This window comes from Thermocrispum sp. (genome assembly GCF_002919275.1).
Taxonomy (GTDB): Bacteria; Actinomycetota; Actinomycetes; order Mycobacteriales; family Pseudonocardiaceae; genus Thermocrispum; species Thermocrispum agreste.
This window is the reverse complement of the sequence record NZ_PKFA01000021.1, coordinates 38948-59140: the sequence shown is the minus strand read 5'-3', so window position 1 is coordinate 59140 and position 20193 is coordinate 38948. Positions and strand designations below refer to the sequence as shown.

The window sequence follows — 20193 nt, the reverse complement described above, 5'->3', positions numbered from 1 at the left end:
GGGCGACCTCACCCCGACCACCCCGGCGCGCCCGGTGCCGGCCCGGGAACCCCCCCCCCCCCCCCCCAAGCGCCGGACAGCAATCCCGCGCGTGCCGGGTTCGCTCCCGGCCGGGTGGCACCGGCCGCAACGTCATCCCGCCACCGTCGGCCGTGCCGAACCGGAGAACTCGTTTCAGACGAGCGACGGAGCTACAACTCCAGCTCGAACACCAGCAGCGGATAGTCCGGCGCCGGCTCCCAGTCGCGGTGCGGGGCCCGGACGAACCCGCGCCGGGCATACATCCGATGCGCTGCGGTCATCGTGGGCAGCGTGGACAGCACGATCCGGCGGGCGTTCGCCGCGCGAGCACGCGCGATGGCGGCTTCCAGCAACGCCGTACCCACCCCACGGCCTCGCGCAGCTCGATCCGTGGCCAGCATGCGCAGCTCCGCCTCCCCTGGCTGGGCCACTTCGGCGAGCGGGCTGCCGGGTAGCACCACCGTGACCGTCCCGAGCAGTCGCCCGCCGGGGCCCTCGGCCACCAGAAGGTCGCCGTGTTCGGCGCGAGTCGCGGCATCGCGCAGCTCGGCGCCGAACTCCGGATCCGGATCGGCGGCCACATGCCCGTCGGCGTCGTACGCCTCGAAGACCAGCTCGCCGGCGCGCCGGTACTCCTCCGGCCTGGCCACGCGCACGGTGACCTGGGCGGCGACCCCAGCGGACGGGTCGGCCCCAGCAGTGCTCTCCGGCCGACGGCCGTCACTGCCCATGCGAGCCGCCCGCGGCCGCTTCAGCTGTCATGTCGAGCACGTAACCGATCAGATCGACACCGGGCAGCGGGCTCCAGTCGCGCTCCGGCAACCGCCGGAAACCCAGCCGCTGGTACAGCCGGATGGCCCGGTCGTTGTGGTCGGCCACGGAGAGGACCACCCGCTTCAGGCCGCGCTCCCTGGCCTGCTCCAGCACGGCGTCGACCAGCGTCTGGCCGACACCCCGGCCTTTCGCCTCCGGGTCGGTGGCCAGCATGCGGAACTCGAGCTCGCCCGGCTTGGCGATCTCCGCTTCCGGCGACGGCGGCTGAGCCACCACCACGGTGCCCACCACCTTGTCCTCGGCGTCCGTCGCCACCAGGACGTCGGCCGTCTTCGCCTGCTCGGCCACCTCGCGCAGATGCTGCACGTACGGCAGATCGGGCTCGATGACGCCGCCTTCGATGTAGGCGCGCACCCGCAGCTCTCCGATCCGCTCGTACTCCTCGGGGCGGGCGGGCCGTACGAGAAGATCGCTCATCAGGCCGGCTCCCCGCCGATCTCGGCGACCTTGCGGGCCGCCTCCGGGCCCTCCTGCAACAGCACGGTGAAGCCCTCGTCGTCCAGTACCGGGATCTTCAGCTGCACGGCCTTGTCGTACTTCGACCCGGGCGAATCACCGACGACGACGAACGCGGTCTTCTTCGACACCGAGCCCGCCGCCCGGCCGCCGCGCGCCATGATGGCTTCCTTCGCCTCGTCGCGCGAGTAGTTCTGCAGCGTTCCCGTCACCACGATCGACAGGCCCTCCAGGTGGCGCGGAACGGACTCGTCCCGCTCGTCCTCCATCCGCACCCCGGCCGCCGCCCACTTGCGAACCACCTCCTGGTGCCAGTCGACGGTGAACCACTCGCGCACCGACCGGCCGATCGTCGGGCCGACACCGTCGACCGCGGACAGTTCTTCCTCGGTGGCCTCCTGGATGCGCTGCATCGAGCCGAACTCCCTGGCCAGGGCCTGCGCGGCGGTCGGGCCGACATGCCGGATGGACAGCGCGACCAGCACCCGCCACAGCGGCCTGTCCTTGGCCGCTTCCAGGTTCGCCAGCAACCGTTTGCCGTTGGCCGACAGCTCACCCGACTTGAGCCGGAACAGGTCCACCTGGCGCAGCTTCTCCTCGTCCAGGTCGAAGATGTCCCCCTCGTCGGCCACCACGCCCGACTCCAGCAACGCCGTCGCGGCCTCGTAGCCGAGCACCTCGATGTCGAATGCGCCACGGCCCGCCAGATGGAACAGCCGCTCCCGCAGCTGCGCCGGACATGCCCGTGCGTTCGGGCAGCGGATGTCGACGTCGCCTTCCTTCTCCGGGCGCAGCTCGCTGCCGCACTCCGGGCAGTGCGTCGGCATGACGAACTCGCGCTCGTCCCCGGTCCGCACCTCGACCAGCGGCCCCAGCACCTCGGGGATGACGTCGCCCGCCTTGCGGATGACGACGCGGTCGCCGATCAGCACACCCTTGCGCTTGACCTCGCTGGCGTTGTGCAACGTCGCCATCGCCACGGTCGACCCGGCCACCTTCACCGGCTCCATCACCGCGTACGGCGTCACCCGGCCGGTGCGGCCCACATTGACCCGGATGTCCTTCAGCGTCGTGGTGGCCTCCTCCGGCGGGTACTTGTACGCGATCGCCCACCGCGGCGCCCGCGACGTGGTGCCCAGCCTGCGCTGCAAGGCCACCTCGTCGACCTTGATCACGATGCCGTCGATCTCGTGCTCGGCGTCGTGCCGGTGCTCGCCCCAGTAGTCGACGTGGCGCATCACCTCTTCCCGGGTGGCCAGCACCTTGACGTACGGAGAGATCGGCAGGCCCCACGCCGCGAGCGCCCGGTACGCCTCGGACTGCCGCTCGGGTTCGAAGCCCACCCGCTTGCCCAGGCCGTGACAGATCAGCCGCAGCGGCCGGGACGCGGTGACGCGTGGGTCCTTCTGCCGCAGCGACCCCGAAGCGGTGTTGCGCGGATTGGCGTACGGCGGCTTGCCCGCCTCGATCATCTTCGCGTTCAGCTCGAGGAAGTCCTCCACCCGGAAGAAGACCTCGCCGCGCACCTCGATCAGCTCCGGCACCGGGAACTCGTCGGTGCCGGTCAGCCGCTCGGGGACGTCCCGCATGGTGCGGACGTTCAGCGTGACGTCCTCGCCCGTGCGGCCGTCACCACGGGTCAGCGCCCTGGTCAGCCTGCCGTTCTCGTACAGCAGGTTGACCGCGAGACCGTCGATCTTGAGCTCGCACAGGAAATGCGAGCTGGTCCCGATCTCGCGCTCCACCCTGTCCAGCCACGCGGACAGTTCCTCGGCGGAGAACGTGTTGTCCAGGCTGAGCATCCGCTCCAGGTGATCGGCCGTGGCGAACTCCGTGGAGAACGTGCCGCCCACCTTCTGGGTCGGGGAATCCGGCGTCACCAACGCGGGATAGGCCGCCTCGATGCGCTCCAGCTCGTGCATCAGCTCGTCGAACTGGGCGTCGGAGATGGTCGGCGTCTCCAGGTAGTAGCGGAACTGGTGACCGCGGATCTCCTCGGCCAGTTCCTGATGCCGCTGCCGGATCTCCGCGGGAACCTCGGCAACTTCGACGTCGGGGTGCTCCGCCTCCGGGTGTTCCTCTCGATCGGTCACGTAGGCAGATTAGTGCCCGTCACCGACGGCTTCGCACTTCCCCGGGACGGCCGGCCGCTCACTCCCCGGAATCGCCGGAACCGGCGTCACGAGTGTCGCCGGACTTGCCGTCCTCGGCCTTCTGGTCCCGGGCTTCGGAGGCGCCGTCCTCGGCATCGCCTGCGCTCGGCGCGGCCTGGTGGTCCTCGCCGTTTTCCCGGCCGTCCAGCTTGCGGACCAGATCCCGCAGCTCGAGCAGCGTGATGGCGTTCTCCGGCTCGTTCTCCGCCGTCTCCACCCGCCGCAGCCACCGGCCGGCAAGCCGTTCACCGAGCGTGGCGTCCAACGGCAGGAAGGTCATCGTCTCCCGCTGATCCGGTTTCAGCTCGGACATCAGCGGATGGTGGACGGCGACGTCGACCTGCTCTTCCTGCTCGTCGACCTGCGCGACGACCCGCACGTCGGCGAGTGCGATGCGGTGCTCGCCCAGGTTGACCGTCACCTCGGTCGGGTCCGGCACCGGCGGCACCGAGTCGTGGAACTCCCAGATCGGGTCGTCCGGCGGGGCGGCCGCTTTCCATGCATCCGTGTACGGGCGCAGCGCCGGATCCTCCTGGCCGGTGACGACCAGCGAATAGATCGCCCGCTCGCCCCGGTCGATGGAGAACTGCAGGTCCGGGTGCATCGCCGCGACCAGCTCGGTCAGCTCGTGCTCCACCCGGTGGGGTTCGCGCTCCCCCAGCGCCGCGCTCAGCCTGGGCAGCAGCTCGTACCAGCCGCGCCAGAACTCCTCGGCCGCCAGCTGCGGGTCGGTCGGCTGCTCCCGGGTGGCCGGAGCGGGACGATCTCGGCCGAACAGGCGGCGGAACAAACTCATGACGCCACCGTAGCGGTCCGGACCTGGCCGCGTCCGGCGTTCCGCCGGACTGCTCACCAATTCTCCGGCGGCTCCACGAACGCCTTCGCCGCGTCCCCGGCCAGCGCGATGGCTCGCCGCATCCAGGACCGCGAGGCACCGGCCAGCCCACACGCCGGGGAAGCGATCGCGCGCTCGGCCAAAATGCTGCGGGAAAAGCCGAGCCGGCCGGTCAGGTCGAACGCGGGCTGCACGACGTCTCGCAAGCCGATGCGGTGTTCCGGCTCAGTGGCCGGCACCAGGCCGAGCACGAACACCACACCGTCGTCCCACGCTTCGCCGAGCTCGTCGAGCAACGCACCGGGAGCGCCGTCGATGGTGGTGGCGTCGATGGCCACCGCACCGGCGCCTGCGGCGCGCAGCAGCGCGATCGGGGGCTGCGGGGCACAGCAGTGCACGACGACCGGGGCCCCGGAAGCCGATTCCAGCGGCTCGATGACGGCTGCGAGCACCTCGCGGGCGTCGGCCGTGGCCACCGCGGGCACGGTGCCGTAGCCGCTGGCGGTGGGCAGCGAACCCGCCAGCACGGCGGGCAGGGTCGGTTCGTCCAGCTGCACGATCACCTGGGCACCGGTGCGCTTGCTCAGCTCGGCGACGTGTGCGCGGACGCCCTCGACCAGCGACTCGGTGACGTCGCGGACGGCTCCGTGGTCGGTGAGCACCCGGTGCCCGCGCGGCAGTTCGATCCCAGCGGCCAGCGTCCACGGCCCGGCCACCTGGGTCTTGATCACCTTCGGCGCCTCGCCCGCCTTCTCGACCGCTTCCTGCATGGCGTCCATGTCCCAGCGCAGCAGGTCGACACCGCGCCGATGGTCGCTGCCCGGCCGGGCGGTGACTCGGTACCCGCTGGGGACGTACTCCACCGGGATGTCGACCAGCATGGCCGCCGATCGTCCGATCAGGTCCGCGCCCAGGCCACGGTCCGGCAGCTCGGGCAGGTGGGGCAGGCCGGTCAGCTCCCCCAGCACCACCGCGCACGCCTCGGCGGCATCGGTTCCCGGCATCGACCCGATTCCGGTGGCGACTCCGACAGGCAGCATGCGTCTAGTTTCCCCGTTCCGGCGCGCCCGCGTCGCACGGGGCGCCGCGCCAGCTGGCCACCACCCGTCGTGGCCGAGTACTGAGGCGATCACCGTCGAGCTTCAGCTCTCCATGCATCTGAATGGCCCTGACGGTGCCCCCCACCCCGGCAGGCCAACAGCGAATCACAGTCCGGATTCGCCCAATTCGCCCTCCGGGCGGCGGCCGGTTATCTAGGATGTGCGCGCATGACGAGTCCTGCACCTGGGTGGTACCCGGATCCCGGGAATCCGCAGCTGCTGCGCTGGTGGGACGGCAACACGTGGACGCCGCACACCCAGCCCAACCCGCACGGGCAGCCGGGCCACGCACCGGGACAGCCCCAGCAGGCGCCCGCCCACGCGCAGCACGGTCAGCCGCAGTACACCGGTCAGCCGCCGCAGCACGCGGCCGCGGGCTTCGCTCCCCAGCAGCCGTCCGGCCTTGCTCCGCAGCAGGCAGCACAGGCCAATGTCCCGGCCGGGCCTGCGCCGCAGCACCCGCTCTACACCGCGCCGGAACTGCTCATCGCGCAGAAGGCCACGTTCGTCGGCCTTTCCGGCAACGCGGGCGCCTATCAGATCTTCGACCCGGCCAACAACCAGATCGGCACGTTCAAGGAGGAACGCTCGGTGTTCCGCCGGGCGGTCAAGCTGGTCGACGAGCTGTCCGTTTTCGGATCCAGACACTTCGCACTCACCGACGCCCAGGACAACACGGTGCTCACCGTGCGCCTGCCCCAGGGATTCAGCTCTGCGCTCAAGCCCAAGTTCGAAGTGCGGGGACCGCAAGAGCAGACGGTCGGCTTCGTCGAGCGGAAGAAGATCTTCGCCCGCACCGGGTTCGTGTTCACCGTCGACGGCGCCGAGGTCGGCAAGGTCGAGTACGACGGTCGCGAGCGGGGCGGTGCCCGCTTCGCGTGCCGGGACAGCACCGGCCGGCAGGTGGCGGAGATCGTCAAGCGCGGCGTCGGGATGATGAAGGTCAAGGAGATCTTCACCCAGGACGACAGCTACATCCTGCGGCGGCCGAACCCGATCCCGGAGCCGCTGGGCAGCCTGGTGCTGATCTCGGCGTGCGCGCTTGATCAGGTGTTCTACGAAAGGGACCGATGACCAGCACCACCCCTCTGCCCGGCTGGTACACCGACAGCACCAACCCGGCGCTGGTGCGCTGGTGGGACGGGGCTGCGTGGACCGAGCACGTGCGTCCCCACCCCGGTGCGGCGGGCAACCATGCACAACAGGCCCAGCAGGCCCAGCACCCCGTCGGCCTGCTCGGCGCGGGACCGCTGTTCGAGGTGCGCGAGCTGGTGCTGGTCGAGCAGGCGCCGGCCGGCAACGCGGCCTCGTACCGGTACGTCGACCGGCACGGCAACGAGATCGGGTCGCTGCACCAGACCGACGAGCACGGACGCACCGGGATGCGCCTGCCCGGCCGCGCCAGCCAGGACACCATGTACTTCCGGCTCTTCGACGCCGCGGGCGCGCTGCTGGCCGCCATCACCCAGCCGTACCAGAAGGCGAGCGAGATCTTCAAACCGCGGATCACCGTCACCGACGCCCGGGGCCGCCCGGTCGGCGAGATCAAGGCCGAGACGGCAGGTCTCGGCCGGAACCGGATGAGCTTCTCCGTGCACGGCAACAGGGCGGGCGGGCTGGCTGCCACCAGCTGGCTGTCCAGCAAGTACACCGTGGTGGACGACGCCAAGCACCAGGTGGCCGAGATCGTCAAGCGGGAGTTCAGCGACTTCCCGCTGCCGGATATCCCGGCGAACGGGGACAGCTACTGGCTGAGCCGCCCGTCACGGTTGCCGGAACCGCTGGGCACCTTGGTGCTCCTCGCGCCGTTCGCCCTGGACAACGCCTACCACTCGGACACCAAGTGACAGCGAGAGGCGCATCAGGCCTGCACTGGTACCCCTGTCAGCGCCGGGTGCCGGTGATCTTGGCGGCGCCAAGGACCAGGTCTCCGGCCTCGGCGTCCGGCCGGTACAGCACCAGCGTCTGCCCCGGCGCCACACCGCGCAGCGGCTCGCGCAGCTCCACCCGCACCCGGTCCTCGCCGTCGGCCACCGCCACCGCGGGCGCCACACCACCGTGTGCACGCACCTGCACCTGGCACTCGGTCGGCCCGTCGAGCGGCTTCGCCGGCCAGGTGGCGCGGTCGCCCTCGATCACCCGCACGCCGAGGTCTTCGGCCGACCCCACCTTCACCGTGCCGGACACCGGTTCCAGCGCCAGCACGTACCGCGGGCGGCCGTCCGGCGCGGGCGCCTCGATGCCCAGCCCCTTGCGCTGCCCGACGGTGAACCCGTGGATGCCGGTGTGCTCACCCAGCACCGCCCCGGTCTTCGCGTCGACCAGCTTGCCCGGCTTGCGGCCGAGCCGGGACTCCAGGAACGCCTTGGTGTTGCCGTCCGGGATGAAGCAGATGTCGTGGCTGTCCGGCTTGTCGGCGACCATCAGGCCCCGCTCGGCCGCCTCCGCCCGGACCTCGGACTTGACCGAATCCCCCAGCGGGAACATGGCGTGCCGCAGCTGCTCGGCGCTCAGCGAGGCCAGCACGTACGACTGGTCCTTGCCCTCGTCGGCGCTGCGGCGCAGCTCCGGAACCCCGTCGACGATCCGCAGGCGCGCGTAGTGCCCGGTCACGACCGCGTCGAAGCCCAACGCGATCGCCTTCTCCAGCAGCGCCTCGAACTTGATCTTCTCGTTGCACGTCACGCACGGGTTCGGGGTGCGGCCCGCGGCGTACTCGCCGACGAAGGTCTCGATCACGTCCTCGGTGAACCGCTCGGCGAAATCCCACACGTAGAACGGGATGCCGAGCAGATCGGCCACCCGGCGCGCGTCCCGCGCGTCCTCGATCGTGCAGCAGCCGCGGGCCCCGGTGCGCAACGTGCCCGGCTTGGCCGACAGCGCCAGGTGCACGCCGACGACCTCGTGCCCGGCGTCCACCGCCCGCGCGGCCGCCACCGCGGAGTCCACCCCGCCGCTCATGGCGGCCAGCACCTTCATGTCCTCACCCTTCCTGCTCGCCGCGTGGTCAGACCCGCCTTGCGAGCCCGCTCGACGACTCCCTCGATCTCCGCCAGCAGCGCTTCGACATCGGCCTTCGCCGACGTGTGCCCCAGCGAGAAGCGCAGCGACCCGCGCGCGTGGCGCGGGTCGACGCCCATGGCCAGCAACACGTGGCTGGGCTCGGCCACGCCCGCGGTGCACGCCGAGCCGGTGGAGCATTCGATGCCGCGCGCGTCGAGCAGCATCAACAGGCTGTCGCCCTCGCAGCCCGGGAAGCTGAAGTGGGCATTGCCCGGCAGCCGGTCACCGTCCAGCCGCGGACCGTTGAGCACCGCGTCCGGCACCTTCGCCAGCACGCCGCGCACCAGCTCGTCCCGCAGGCCGGCCAGCCGCTCGGCGGTGTCCGGCAGCTCCTTCACCGCATACCGCACCGCCTCGGCCAGCGCGACGATGGCAGGCACGTCGAGCGTCCCGGACCGCACGTCGCGCTCCTGACCGCCGCCGTGCAACAGCGGGGTGCACTGCGCCTCGCGGGTCAGCAGCAGCGCCCCGATCCCGTAGGGGCCGCCCAGCTTGTGGCCGCTGAACGCCAGCGCCGTCGCGCCGCTGTCGGCGAAATCCACCGGCACCGCGCCGACCGCCTGCACCGCGTCGGTGTGCAGCGGGACGCCGAACTCGGCGCAGACCGCCGCGATCTCGGCGATCGGGTTGATCGTGCCGACCTCGTTGTTCGCCCACATCACGCTGACCAGGGCGACGCCATCCGGATCGGCCTCCAGCGCCGTGCGCACCGCCTGCGGCGACACCCGGCCCTCGGCGTCCACCGGCAGCAGCGCAAGCTCTGCGCCCATGTCGTCGGCCAGCCACTGCGCGGCGTCCAGCACCGCGTGATGCTCCACCGCCGACACCAGCACGCGCCGCCGCGCCGGGTTCTCCTTGTGCTGGGCCCAGTAGATGCCCTTGACCGCCAGGTTGTTCGCCTCCGTGCCACCCCCGGTGAAGATCACCTCGGACGGGCGCGCACCCAGCGCCTCGGCGATCGACTCGCGCGCCTCCTCCACCATGCGGCGCGCCCGGCGGCCGGAGGAATGCAGCGACGACGCATTGCCCACCTCGGACAACGCCTGCGTCATGGCGGCGACGGCGGCGGGAACCATCGGCGTGGTGGCCGCATGGTCCAGGTATGCCGAGCGGGCTGGTCGCTGCGTCGAGGTCATGACCCTTCCAGGGTATCGCCCGCCACCGACACCGGCGCCGGGCGGCGTATCAGGCCGCCGAATCCGACCGGCCCGCGGACACGCGGTGGATGCGTTCGGCCTCCGGCTGGAGGATGCGCGGCTGCCACGGCCGGGAGCCGAGCGCGGCGGTCATGCCCAGCGCGGACAGCACCGCGCTCTCGGTCAGGTCGGCCAGTTCGCGGCGGTCGGCGGTGCGGCCTGCCGGGATCTCCTGGCACACGAACATCTCGATGACCAGGCCGCGCAGCCTGGCCACGCGCATCAGCGACGCGACCAGCGACTCGGTGCCGACGAACGCCGGTGCGGTCGTCTGCTCGCCGGTGGTGAGCCGGTAGCGCAGCGCCACCGGCAGCACGGCCGCTCCGCCGTCGATGGCCGCCTGGAACGGCGCGGGAACGTACCGACCGGACGCCTTGCCGCACCACGTGGTGCCCTCGCCCGCCACGTTCACCATCGCCCCGCCGCGGAACGCCTCCGCCAGCTCGGCCACCGTCCCCGGAAGCGAGCGCAGGCTCTCCCGGTTCACGAACACCGTGCCCGCGCGCCGGATGAGCCCGCCGAGCACCGGCCAGCTGCGCAGCTCGGACTTGGCCAGCGCGCGCATCGGCTGCACCGAGTTCAGCGCCACGATGTCCAGCCACGAGATGTGGTTGTTGACCGTCATCACGCCCCGCTGCGGCTCGGCCGCCGCGCGGACCAGGCGGGACCGGCCGTGCACCACCAGGCGGGCGCCGAACGCGCGCAGCATGGCGCCGAACAGCGTGCGTACCACCACCGGGCGCACTCGCCGCGGCATGAGGAACAGCAAGGGGCTGGCGATGCCTGCCAGCAGCAGCACCAGCAGCGCGCTCGCCAGGCGGAGGATCACCCGCAGCCGGCCTGCCGACGGCGGGGTCTCCGCCTCCACGCAATCCGGGCCGCACGGCGACGTGGGCATCCACGGATGCGCCTGCGGCAGAGAACTGGTCGGTACCGGCCGTTCCTTGGGCATGCTCCCCCTATCGTCCGTCACACCCAGGTGACGTCCCGACTCTACTGGGCACCGAGGAAGAACTTCACATAACGCTCGTCGACGGAGTGGATGTCGAGAAGCACGAAGAAGTCGGCCACGTTGAAGTCCGGGTCGTGCGCGGGCGGCCCGCACACCCGGGCGCCCAGCCGCAGGTACCCGCGCACCAGCGGCGGCAGCACCAGCTTCTCCACCCGCGGCACGCCCTCGGTCCGCCACGGATGGTGCGGGTGGACCCGCAAGCTTTCGTCGGCGTAGTACTTCTCCTGCAGCATGTCCCACACCGATGCGGCGTAGGACCCGCCGTCGGCCAGCGGCACCGACGCGCAGCCCGCCAGGTAACGGTGGCCGGACAGCACCATGTACCGGGCGATGCCGGTCCACACCAGGCTCACCACGGCGCCGGTGCGGTGGTCGGCGTGCACGCACGACCGGCCGGTCTCCACCAGGCTGCCGCGCAGCTCGGCGAGGTTGCTCAGGTCGAACTCGGTGTCCGAGTACAACTTGCCCGCCTCGGCGGCGCGCTCCGGCGGCAGCATGCGGTAGGTGCCGACGATCTCCCCGGTGGCGTCCTCCCGCACCACGATGTGGTCGCAGTACTGGTCGAACTCGTCGACGTCCAACCCGTCCACCGGCGAGTGCAGCTTCGCCCCCATCTCCACGCCGAACACCTGGTGCCGCAGCCGCTGGGCAGCGACGACCTCGTCCTCGGTCTTGGCGACCAACACCGAGTAGCCACCGGTGCCGGAATCCTTCCCCCCTGCTTTGCCGGCGCTCTTGGTGATGCTGGCCAGCAACTGCGATGAAGTCATGTCGTTGATGATTCCAGCTCACGCACCGTCGTCGCCGCTCGGTGCACCCTCATGGCGTACAGGTGGGCGGAAACAGACCGGTGGCCTGCCGCCCAGCAGAACGACAGGCCGTCGGCAACAGACCAGTGACCTGCCGCCCAGCAGAACGACAGGCCGTCGGCAACAGACCGGTGACCTGCCGCCCAGCGGGACGACAGGCCACCGGGAAGCCGAGCCGGGTTAGCCCTTGCGCTTCTCGATCTCCTCCTGCAGCTGCGGCGCGACCTTGAACAGGTCGCCGACCACGCCGAAGTCGGCGATCTCGAAGATCGGCGCCTCCGGGTCCTTGTTCACCGCGACGATCGTCTTGGAGGTCTGCATGCCCGCGCGGTGCTGGATCGCGCCCGAGATGCCCAGCGCGATGTACAGCTGCGGGGAGACCGTCTTGCCGGTCTGCCCGATCTGGAACTGCGCCGGGTAGTAGCCGGAGTCGACCGCGGCACGGGACGCGCCGACCGCCGCGCCCAGCGAGTCGGCCAGCGCCTCCACCACCGAGAACTGCTCGGCGGAACCGACGCCACGGCCACCGGCGACCACCACGGACGCCTCGGTCAGCTCCGGCCTGTCGCCGCGCACCAGCGGCTCCCGCCCGGTGATCTTGGCCGCCTTGGCCGGGTCCACCGCGGGCAGCTCCAGCGGCTCCTCGGCCGCCGCGCCCTCGGCCTGCTCGGCGTCCACCGCGCCGGGCCGCACCGAGATGACCGGCACGCCCTTGGTGGCCTGCGCCTTCACCGTGAACGCGCCACCGAAGATGCTGTGCTGCACGGTGCCGTCGGCCGCCACGTCCACCGCGTCGACCAGCAGGCCGCCGTCCAGCCGTACCGCCAGCCGCGCCGAGACCTCCTTGCCCTCGGCGGTCGCCGGCACCAGCACCGCCGCCGGGGAAGCCTTGCCCGCGGCCACCTGCAGCGCGTCGACCTTCGGGGTAACCAGGTAGTTCGCCGCGTCCTCGGACTCCGCGACGTAGATCTTCGCCGCACCGTAGGCGGCCAGCGACTCCTTCGCCTTGGCCGCGCTGCCCGGGGCGCCCACCACGACGGCGGCCGGCTCGCCGAGCGCACGCGCGGCGGTCAGCAGCTCGAACGTGGACTTCTTGACCTCACCGTCGACGTGGTCGACGAGAACCAGAACTTCAGCCATCGGTTTACGTCTCCTTGGGAATCGAGGCGGGGTGGTCTCAGATGAGCTTCTGGGCCGCGAGGAACTCGGCGATCTTCACGCCGCCGTCACCCGAGTCCTCGATCTTCTGGCCTGCCTCACGCGGCGGCTTCGGCGCGGCTTCGAGCACCTTCGACCAGGCGTTGTCCAGGCCCACCTCGCTCGCGTCGACCCCCAGGTCGGCCACGGTGAGCGTCTCGACCGGCTTCTTCTTGGCGGCCATGATGCCCTTGAACGACGGGTACCGCGGCTCGTTGATCTTCTCGGTCACGCTGACCACGGCGGGCAGCTGCGCCTCCAGGTGCGTCACGCCCTCGTCGGCGGTCTCCCGGTCCACCTTGATGGTGCCGCCTTCGACGGTGACCGACCGGGCGTGGGTCAGCTGCGGCATGCCCAGCAGCTCGGCCAGGATGGCGGGCACGCCACCGGAGCCGCCGTCCGACGAGGCGTTGCCCGCGATGATCAGGTCGACGCTGTCCAGCCGGCGGATCGCCGCAGCGATGACCTTGGCGGTGGCGATCACGTCGGAGCCGTGCAACGCGGGGTCGGACACGTGGACGGCCTTGTGCGCGCCCATGGACAGGGCCTTGCGGATGGCGTCGGTCGCCCGGTCCGGGCCGACGGCCAGGACGGTGACCTCGCCCTCACCCGCCTCGGTGATCTTCAACGCTTCTTCGACGGCGCGCTCGTTGATCTCGTCGAGCACCGCGTCGGCGGACTCACGGTCAAGCGTGAAGTCGGAGTCGCTGAGCTTGCGCTCCGAGTAGGTGTCCGGCACCTGCTTGACCAGAACGACAATGTTGGTCATCGGCCTTCTTCGACCTCCTGATGGCAGCCGCTCGGCTGGCGATCGGCTGTGCGCGACAGCTCGTTGGTAGCTGGTTGATGTGGTTCTTGTCCGGCAGAACCCTGGCGGAACCTCAGCGACCCTAGAGCCCTACCGGCGGGTAGCTTACGGCGAAAACGCAGCATGCAGCCCATCGCGTGACGTCATTCACGCGGAATCGCGATTTACCTGCACGATCGTCCAGATTTCTGTCGATGCCGGTCGGTGCCCGACTTCCGCACCTGCTACCGACAAGTTAAGTTGTCCGCCAACGGCTGCCGCGTTCCCTGACGCACCACCACGGAGGACCCGTTGACAATCACCTTGATCATCGGCTTGCTGGCCACGGCCGTCGTGGCGGCGCTGGCCGCACGGCGTATCGCGTGGCTGATCAAGCTCATCCGGTCGGGCCAGCCGACCGATCGCGGCGACAACCTGGCCAAGCGGGTGTGGCTGCAGTTCGTCGAGGTGTTCGGCCAGCGCAAGCTGCTGAAGTGGTCAGTGCCCGGCCTGGCCCACTTCTTCACCATGTGGGCCTTCTTCATCCTGGCCACGGTCTACGTGGAGGCCTACGGTGCGCTGTTCGACGAGGACTTCGCCATCCCGCTGATCGGCAAGTGGGACCTGCTCGGCGCGTTGCAGGACTTCATCGCGCTCGCCGCGCTGGTCGGGCTGATCACGTTCACCGTGCTGCGCATCAAGCAGGCGCCCGAGCGCAAGCAGCGGGCCTCCCGGTTCTACGGCTCGCACACCGGCGGGGCGTGGCTGATCCTGTTCATGATCTTCAACGTCCTGTGGACGATGTTCCTCTTCCGCGGCGCCGCCTCGGCGGGCGGTCACCTGCCGTACAAGGACGGCGGGGCGTTCGCCTCGGACGCGATCGGCGAGCTGATGTCCGGCTTGGACGCCGACACGATCTTCTTCCTCGACCGGCTCGGCCTGCTGCTGCACATCGGCGTCATGCTGGTGTTCCTGCTGATCGTGCTGCACTCCAAGCACCTGCACATCGGCCTGGCGCCGCTGAACGTGTCGGCCAAGCGGCTGCCCGACGCGCTCGGCCCGCTGCAGCCGATCGAGCACGACGGCAAGCCGGTCGACTTCGAGGACCCGGACGAGGACGCCAAGTTCGGCCGCGGGGCGATCGAGGACTTCACCTGGAAGGGCTACCTGGACTTCGCCACCTGCACCGAGTGCGGCCGCTGCCAGAGCCAGTGCCCGGCGTGGAACACCGGCAAGCCGCTGTCGCCCAAGCTGGTGATCATGGACCTGCGCGACCACCTGTTCGCCAAGGCCCCGTACCTGATCGGTGGCAAGGAGATCCCGGACGCGGTGGACGCGGTGGAGACCAAGGGGCACGGCGTGCCGGAGTCCGGCTCGTCCCGGATGGCGCAGAACGACCCCCGGCAGGCCACCCGGCCGCTGGTCGGCACCGCCGAGCAACTCGGCGTCATCGACCCGGACGTGCTGTGGTCGTGCACCACGTGCGGCGCCTGCGTCGAGCAGTGCCCGGTGGACATCGAGCACATCGACCACATCGTGGACATGCGGCGCCACCAGGTGATGATCGAGTCAGAGTTCCCCGGCGAGCTCGGCACGCTGTTCCGCAACCTGGAGAACAAGGGCAACCCGTGGGGCCAGAACAACTCCGAGCGGCTGGACTGGGCCAAGGAGCTGGACTTCGAGGTGCCGGTCTACGACGGTGAGCTGGCCGACGACGTGGAGTACCTGTTCTGGGTCGGCTGCGCCGGCGCGTTCGACGACAACGCCCGCAAGACCGTGCAGGCCACCGCGGAACTGCTGCACCTGGCCGGGGTCAAGTACGTGGTGCTGGGCACCGAGGAGACCTGCACCGGTGACTCGGCCCGCCGCGCGGGCAACGAGTTCCTGTTCCAGATGATGGCGCAGCAGACCGTCGAGATGCTCAACTCGGTGTTCGAGGGCCGCGAGCCGGTCAAGCGCAAGATCGTCACCACCTGCCCGCACTGCATGAACACCCTGGGCAGGGAGTACCCGCAACTGAACGGCCACTACGAGGTGGTGCACCACACCCAGCTGCTGAACAAGCTGGTGCGGGAGAAGAAGCTGGTGCCCATCACCCCGCCGGAGGGCACCACGGTCGACGGGGTCGGCCCGATCGAGCGGCGCAAGGTCACCTACCACGACCCGTGCTACCTGGGTCGGCACAACAAGGTGTACTCGCCGCCGCGTGAGCTGATCGACGCCGCGGGCGCCGAGCTGGCGGAGATGCCGCGGCACGCCGACCGGGCGCTGTGCTGCGGTGCCGGTGGCGCCCGGATGTGGATGGAAGAGCACATCGGCAAGCGCATCAACCTCGAGCGGGTCGACGAGGCACTGACCACGCTGGGCAACGGCGCGGGCCCGAAGGACGCCGAAGGCACCGTCATCACCGGCTGCCCGTTCTGCAAGGTGATGGTCGCCGACGGGCTGACCCAGCGCGGCAGCGAGAACGTCGGCACCAACGTCGGCGTGAAGGACGTCGCCCAGCTGCTGCTCGAAGCGGTCAAGCGCGGCGAGGACGTCCAGCAGCGGGCGGCCGGGCAGGCCGAGCCGGAGCTGGAGAAGACGGAGTCCTGACCGGTGCGGCGATGAGCGGGCACCGGCCCGCTCATCGCCGGCTGGCGGCTGGTGCGATGAACACTTGGCGACCGACGCCGGTGACCGCGGTCGGCTGTGCCGCTGGTGCGACACGCCGACGACCGTCGCCCGGCACGTGCGTGCCGCCCTGCTCGTCGACGGTCACCGATCCCGGGTCGCCCTCCCCAGCGACCCGTGAGGCCTTCGCGCCGCGCTCATCGCACCGCCGCATCCCCGCCGGCCGTGCCGACCCCGCCGCGAGTATTTCCGACCTCGGGCGGATGCGGTGTCCCCCGATCGCCCCACATTCGTCCGGCATTCGGCGCGCACGGCGGGCGGTGTCCGGCGGTGTGAGCTCGGCCGGAGCGACCGGCTCCGGCCGGGCGGAGCCAGATACCGACGGGTAGGTTCATGTCCATGGCAGAAGTCCCGGTGAGCGCGCAGGCGTGTGCGCGCGGCATGGGCAGGCGGGCGGCGCCGCGGCGGGAGGCCGGCCGGTGAGCGGCATGGCGGGCACGGCCGACGGAGCCGCCGTGCGCGCTGCCAGGGCGGTCCAGCTGCACCTCACCGGCGAGCGCACCGTCCCCGGCGTGCCGGAGGAGAACTACTGGTTCCGCCGCCACGAAGCGGCCTACCGCGCGCTGGTGCCGCTGTGCGCGGACGCCGTGGTGCTGGAAGCCGGATGCGGCGAGGGCTACGGCGCGAAAATGATCGCCGAGGTCGCCGAGCGTGTGATCGCGCTGGACTACGACGCGGAATGCGTCCGGCACGTCGCGCGCGCCTATCCCGCGGTGAGCCCGGTTCGCGGCAACCTGGCCTGGCTGCCCCTCCGGGACGGCAGCGTGGACGTGGTGGCGAACCTGCAGGTCATCGAGCACTTGTGGGATCAGCACGGCTTCCTGCGGGAATGCCTTCGGGTACTGCGCCCCGGCGGCCTGCTGCTGTGCACCACGCCGAACCGGCTGACGTTCACCCCGGATTCGGACACTCCGCTCAACCCGTATCACACGCGCGAACTCACCGCGGCCGAGCTGAGCGACCTGCTGGGCGAGGCCGGGTTCGCCGTGCGGAGCCTGCGCGGGCTGCACCACGGCCCCGGCGTGCGGCGCCTGGACGACCGGTACGGCGGATCGATCATCGAGGCCCAGCTGGACGTGGTGATGGGCCACCTGCCCGGCGCGGCCCCCTGGCCGGACGACCTGCTGGCGGACGTGGCGGCGCTGACCGCGGACGACTTCGTCATCCGCGACGAGGACATCGACGCGAGCCTGGACCTGATCGCCGTGGCGGTGCGGCGGTGAGCACAGCGTTGAACGGCAACGACGAGGGGACCTTCTGCCTGGTGCTGCACAGCCACCTGCCGTGGTTGCTGCACCACGGCAGCTGGCCGGTCGGCGAAGAGTGGCTCTACCAGGCGTGGACCCACTCCTACCTGCGGGTGTTCGACCTGTTGCGGAAGTTCGCCGACGAAGGCAGGCGCGACCTGCTCACGCTGGGCGTCACGCCGGTGCTGGCCGCCCAGCTCGACGACCCGTACGCGCTGCGCGGGGTGCAGGAATGGATCGGCCACTGGCAGCTGCGGGTCCAGCAGGCCGCGGTGCGCTGGCGGGACGACCCGCTGCTGCGGGAGCTGGCCGTCGCCGAGCACAAGGCCGCCATCGCCGCCGCCGAGCACCTGGAGACGGACTGGCGGCACGGCTTGTCGCCGGTGCTGCGGCCGCTGGTCGACGACGGCGTGATCGAATTGCTCGGCGGCCCGCTGACCCATCCCTTCCAGCCGCTGCTGGCCGATCCGGTCCGGGACTTCGCGCTGGCCGAAGGCCTGGCCGACACCCGCCTGCGGATCGGCCACCGGCCGGAGGGCATCTGGGCTCCCGAGTGCGGCTACAAACCGGGGCTGGAAGCCGCGTATGCGGCGGCCGGGGTGCGGCGGTTCCTGGTCGACGGGCCGGCATTGCGCGGCCGGACCCACGTCGCCCGCCCGGTCGGTGACACCGACGTGCTCTGCTTCGGCCGGGACCTGGACGTCACCTACCGTGTCTGGTCCCCGAAGGCCGGTTATCCCGGCCATCCGGCCTACCGCGACTTCCACACCTGGGACCACGCCGTCGGCATCAAGCCGTCCCGCGTCACCGGCAAGCGGGTGCCGCCGCCGGACAAGGCGCCCTACGACCAGGACCGCGCGGCGCAGGCGGTGCACAGCCACGTCAAGGATTTCGTCGAAACGGTCCTGCTCCGCCTGCGGAAGCTGCGCGCCGAACACGGGCGGCCGGCCTTGGTGATCGCCGCCTACGACACCGAGCTGTTCGGGCACTGGTGGCACGAGGGCCCCATGTGGCTGGAAGGCGTGCTGCGCGCGCTGCCGGAAGCCGGTGTGCGCGTGACGACGTTGCGCGGGGCGACCGAAGCCGGTCATGTCGGCGAACCCGTCGAACTGCCCGCTTCGTCCTGGGGATCGGGCAAGGACTGGCGGGTGTGGGACGGCGAGCAGGTCGCCGACATGGTGGACAGCAACGCCCGGCTGCAACAGCGGCTGCTGCGGACCATGGCGAGCCTGCGCGCAGCGGGCCGGGCGACGGCCGATGTCCGCGATCCGGCGGCCGATCAGCTGGTGCGGGAGGCGCTGCTGGCACTGTCCAGCGACTGGGCCTTCATGGTCACCAAGGACTCCGCCGCCGACTACGCCAGGCACCGAGCGGCGGAACACACCACCCGGTTCACCCGGCTCGCCGATGCCCTGGACGCCGCCGACACCGAGCGGGCCGCCGCGCTGGCCCGCGGGCAACTGGCCGCGGACCACCCGTTCGGCCAGCTCGACGCTCGCCGCTTGCAACGATCGGAGACTTCATGCGTGTCCTGATGCTGTCGTGGGAGTACCCGCCCGTGGTGGTCGGCGGCCTGGCCAGGCACGTGCATGCGCTTGCCCGCTACCTGGCCGCCGACGGGCACGAGGTGGTGGTGCTGTGCAGGCAGCCGTCGGGCACCGACGCCGAGACGCACCCGACGACCGACTCCGTCAGCGAGGGCGTGCGGATCATCCGGGTCGCCGAGGACCCCATGCACGTGACGTTCGAGCGGGACCTGGCCGCGTGGACGCTGGCGATGGGGCACGCCATGGTCCGCGCAGGCTACGAGCTGCTCCGCGGCTGGCGTCCCGACGTGGTGCACGCGCACGACTGGCTGGTGACGCACCCGGCGATCGCGCTCGCCGAAGCCGCGCGGGTGCCGTTGATCGGCACCATCCACGCCACCGAAGCGGGCAGGCACGCCGGCTGGCTGTCGCACCCGCTCAACCAGCAGATCCACTCCGTGGAGTGGTGGCTGGCCAACCGCGCCGACGAGCTGATCACGTGCTCGAAGGCGATGCGCGCCGAGGTGTCGCACCTGTTCGACATCCCGCCGGAGACCATCCACGTCATCCACAACGGGATCGAGCAGCGGTCCTGGCAGGTCTCCCGGGCCGAGGTGGAGGCGGCCAGGGCCAGGCACAGCAACGGCGGCCCGCTGCTGTTGTTCTTCGGTCGCCTGGAGTACGAGAAGGGGGTGCAGGACCTGCTGGCCGCGCTGCCGCGCATCCGGCAGCTGCACCCGGGCACCCGGCTGGTGGTGGCCGGCAAGGGACGGCACCTCGACCCGCTCATCGAGCAGGCCCGCAAGCTGCGGATCCGCCGCGCGGTGGACTTCGTGGGCCACCTGCCCGACCGGGAACTGCGCGCCGTGCTCGCCGGGGCGGACACCGTCGTGCTGCCCAGCCGCTACGAGCCGTTCGGCATCGTGGCGCTGGAGGCGGCCGCCGCCAATGCCCCGCTGGTGGCGTCCACCGCGGGCGGGCTGGGCGAGGTCGTGCAGGACGGGGTGACCGGGCTGGCGTTCGAACCGTGCGACGTGGACGGCCTGGTCGCGGCGGTGCACGGCGTGCTGTCCGACCGGGAGGGCGCGAAGCGGCGGGCCGAGGCGGCCAGGGCACGGCTGGCCGAGGACTTCGACTGGCCCACCATCGCGGCAGCGACCGCCGAGGTCTACCGGAACGCGCGCGCCGGAGGGCCGCAGGCCCTTGGCCGCCCGAAGATCGCCACCGGCAACGCCTTCCAGACGTGACAAGTGGCCTGACGGATCACTCGCCGCTGACGGCGTG

General features: G+C 71.1%; 17 protein-coding genes. 6 read left to right on the top strand and 11 right to left on the bottom strand.

The genetic code is table 11. The features are described 5' to 3' along the window. Positions 1-191 precede the first annotated feature (191 nt). From CXP56_RS04825 to CXP56_RS04805, 5 genes are read right to left on the bottom strand one after another with little or no spacing between them, the layout of a single operon-like run. On the bottom strand, positions 192-752 hold the full coding sequence (locus CXP56_RS04825) for a GNAT family N-acetyltransferase (protein ID WP_286900034.1): 561 nt from the start codon (positions 750-752) through the stop codon (positions 192-194). After that, positions 742-1272, bottom strand: coding sequence for a GNAT family N-acetyltransferase (locus tag CXP56_RS04820; RefSeq protein WP_028846653.1), 531 nt, complete (start codon positions 1270-1272; stop codon positions 742-744). Before CXP56_RS04820 ends, CXP56_RS04825 begins: the two co-directional genes overlap by 11 nt. Further along, positions 1272-3404 carry an NAD-dependent DNA ligase LigA gene (gene ligA, locus CXP56_RS04815; protein WP_286900032.1) on the bottom strand — a complete coding sequence of 711 codons (2133 nt, stop codon included), beginning with the start codon at positions 3402-3404 and terminating at the stop codon, positions 1272-1274. Before ligA ends, CXP56_RS04820 begins: the two co-directional genes overlap by 1 nt. Before the next feature lie 58 nt (positions 3405-3462). After that, positions 3463-4260 carry a hypothetical protein gene (locus tag CXP56_RS04810; protein WP_286900029.1) on the bottom strand — a complete coding sequence of 266 codons (798 nt, stop codon included), beginning with the start codon at positions 4258-4260 and terminating at the stop codon, positions 3463-3465. A 53-nt stretch (positions 4261-4313) separates the two neighbouring features. Further along, positions 4314-5339: a uroporphyrinogen decarboxylase/cobalamine-independent methonine synthase family protein gene (locus tag CXP56_RS04805; RefSeq protein ID WP_038044507.1), complete on the bottom strand. Its 1026-nt coding sequence runs from the start codon at positions 5337-5339 to the stop codon at positions 4314-4316. 228 nt (positions 5340-5567) lie between these two features. Between CXP56_RS04805 and CXP56_RS04800 the strand changes: the two genes are divergently transcribed. Together CXP56_RS04800 and CXP56_RS04795 are read left to right on the top strand one after the other, a co-directional pair. Further along, the gene (locus CXP56_RS04800) at positions 5568-6473 is read left to right on the top strand and encodes a phospholipid scramblase-related protein (protein ID WP_028846656.1); all 906 of its coding nucleotides are present in this window, start codon (positions 5568-5570) and stop codon (positions 6471-6473) included. Next, complete coding sequence (locus CXP56_RS04795) at positions 6470-7246, top strand: DUF2510 domain-containing protein (protein WP_286900027.1); 777 nt, start codon at positions 6470-6472, stop codon at positions 7244-7246. Before CXP56_RS04800 ends, CXP56_RS04795 begins: the two co-directional genes overlap by 4 nt. 37 nt (positions 7247-7283) lie before the next feature. Here CXP56_RS04795 and mnmA read toward each other — a convergent pair whose 3' ends face one another. The 6 genes from mnmA to CXP56_RS04765 all read right to left on the bottom strand — a co-directional run bounded on the left by mnmA (position 7284) and on the right by CXP56_RS04765 (position 13445). Next, positions 7284-8378 carry a tRNA 2-thiouridine(34) synthase MnmA gene (gene mnmA / locus CXP56_RS04790; protein WP_028846658.1) on the bottom strand — a complete coding sequence of 365 codons (1095 nt, stop codon included), beginning with the start codon at positions 8376-8378 and terminating at the stop codon, positions 7284-7286. After that, positions 8375-9598, bottom strand: a complete 1224-nt coding sequence (locus tag CXP56_RS04785) for a cysteine desulfurase family protein (protein ID WP_028846659.1) — start codon at positions 9596-9598, stop codon at positions 8375-8377. The genes mnmA and CXP56_RS04785 overlap by 4 nt, the downstream gene beginning before the upstream one ends. Before the next feature lie 49 nt (positions 9599-9647). Beyond that, the gene (locus CXP56_RS04780) at positions 9648-10610 is read right to left on the bottom strand and encodes a lysophospholipid acyltransferase family protein (RefSeq protein ID WP_286900025.1); all 963 of its coding nucleotides are present in this window, start codon (positions 10608-10610) and stop codon (positions 9648-9650) included. Between the two features lie 41 nt (positions 10611-10651). Next, entirely contained in the window at positions 10652-11440 is a 789-nt protein-coding gene (locus tag CXP56_RS04775) for a GNAT family N-acetyltransferase (RefSeq protein WP_286900023.1), read from the bottom strand. Between the two features lie 219 nt (positions 11441-11659). Next, positions 11660-12619, bottom strand: coding sequence for an electron transfer flavoprotein subunit alpha/FixB family protein (locus tag CXP56_RS04770; RefSeq protein ID WP_286900022.1), 960 nt, complete (start codon positions 12617-12619; stop codon positions 11660-11662). 37 nt (positions 12620-12656) lie between these two features. Next, positions 12657-13445: an electron transfer flavoprotein subunit beta/FixA family protein gene (locus CXP56_RS04765; protein ID WP_028846662.1), complete on the bottom strand. Its 789-nt coding sequence runs from the start codon at positions 13443-13445 to the stop codon at positions 12657-12659. 330 nt (positions 13446-13775) lie between these two features. On the opposite strand from CXP56_RS04765, the gene CXP56_RS04760 reads away from it, so the two are divergent. The 4 genes from CXP56_RS04760 to CXP56_RS04745 all read left to right on the top strand — a co-directional run bounded on the left by CXP56_RS04760 (position 13776) and on the right by CXP56_RS04745 (position 20156). Then, positions 13776-16058, top strand: a complete 2283-nt coding sequence (locus tag CXP56_RS04760) for a heterodisulfide reductase-related iron-sulfur binding cluster (protein WP_084608939.1) — start codon at positions 13776-13778, stop codon at positions 16056-16058. Between the two features lie 506 nt (positions 16059-16564). After that, positions 16565-17359 (top strand): class I SAM-dependent methyltransferase, encoded by a 795-nt coding sequence (locus CXP56_RS04755; RefSeq protein ID WP_028846663.1) that lies wholly within the window; start codon positions 16565-16567, stop codon positions 17357-17359. Next, positions 17356-18918 (top strand): 1,4-alpha-glucan branching protein domain-containing protein, encoded by a 1563-nt coding sequence (locus tag CXP56_RS04750; protein WP_286900017.1) that lies wholly within the window; start codon positions 17356-17358, stop codon positions 18916-18918. Before CXP56_RS04755 ends, CXP56_RS04750 begins: the two co-directional genes overlap by 4 nt. After that, complete coding sequence (locus CXP56_RS04745) at positions 18906-20156, top strand: glycosyltransferase family 4 protein (RefSeq protein WP_286900014.1); 1251 nt, start codon at positions 18906-18908, stop codon at positions 20154-20156. Before CXP56_RS04750 ends, CXP56_RS04745 begins: the two co-directional genes overlap by 13 nt. Positions 20157-20193 lie beyond the last annotated feature (37 nt).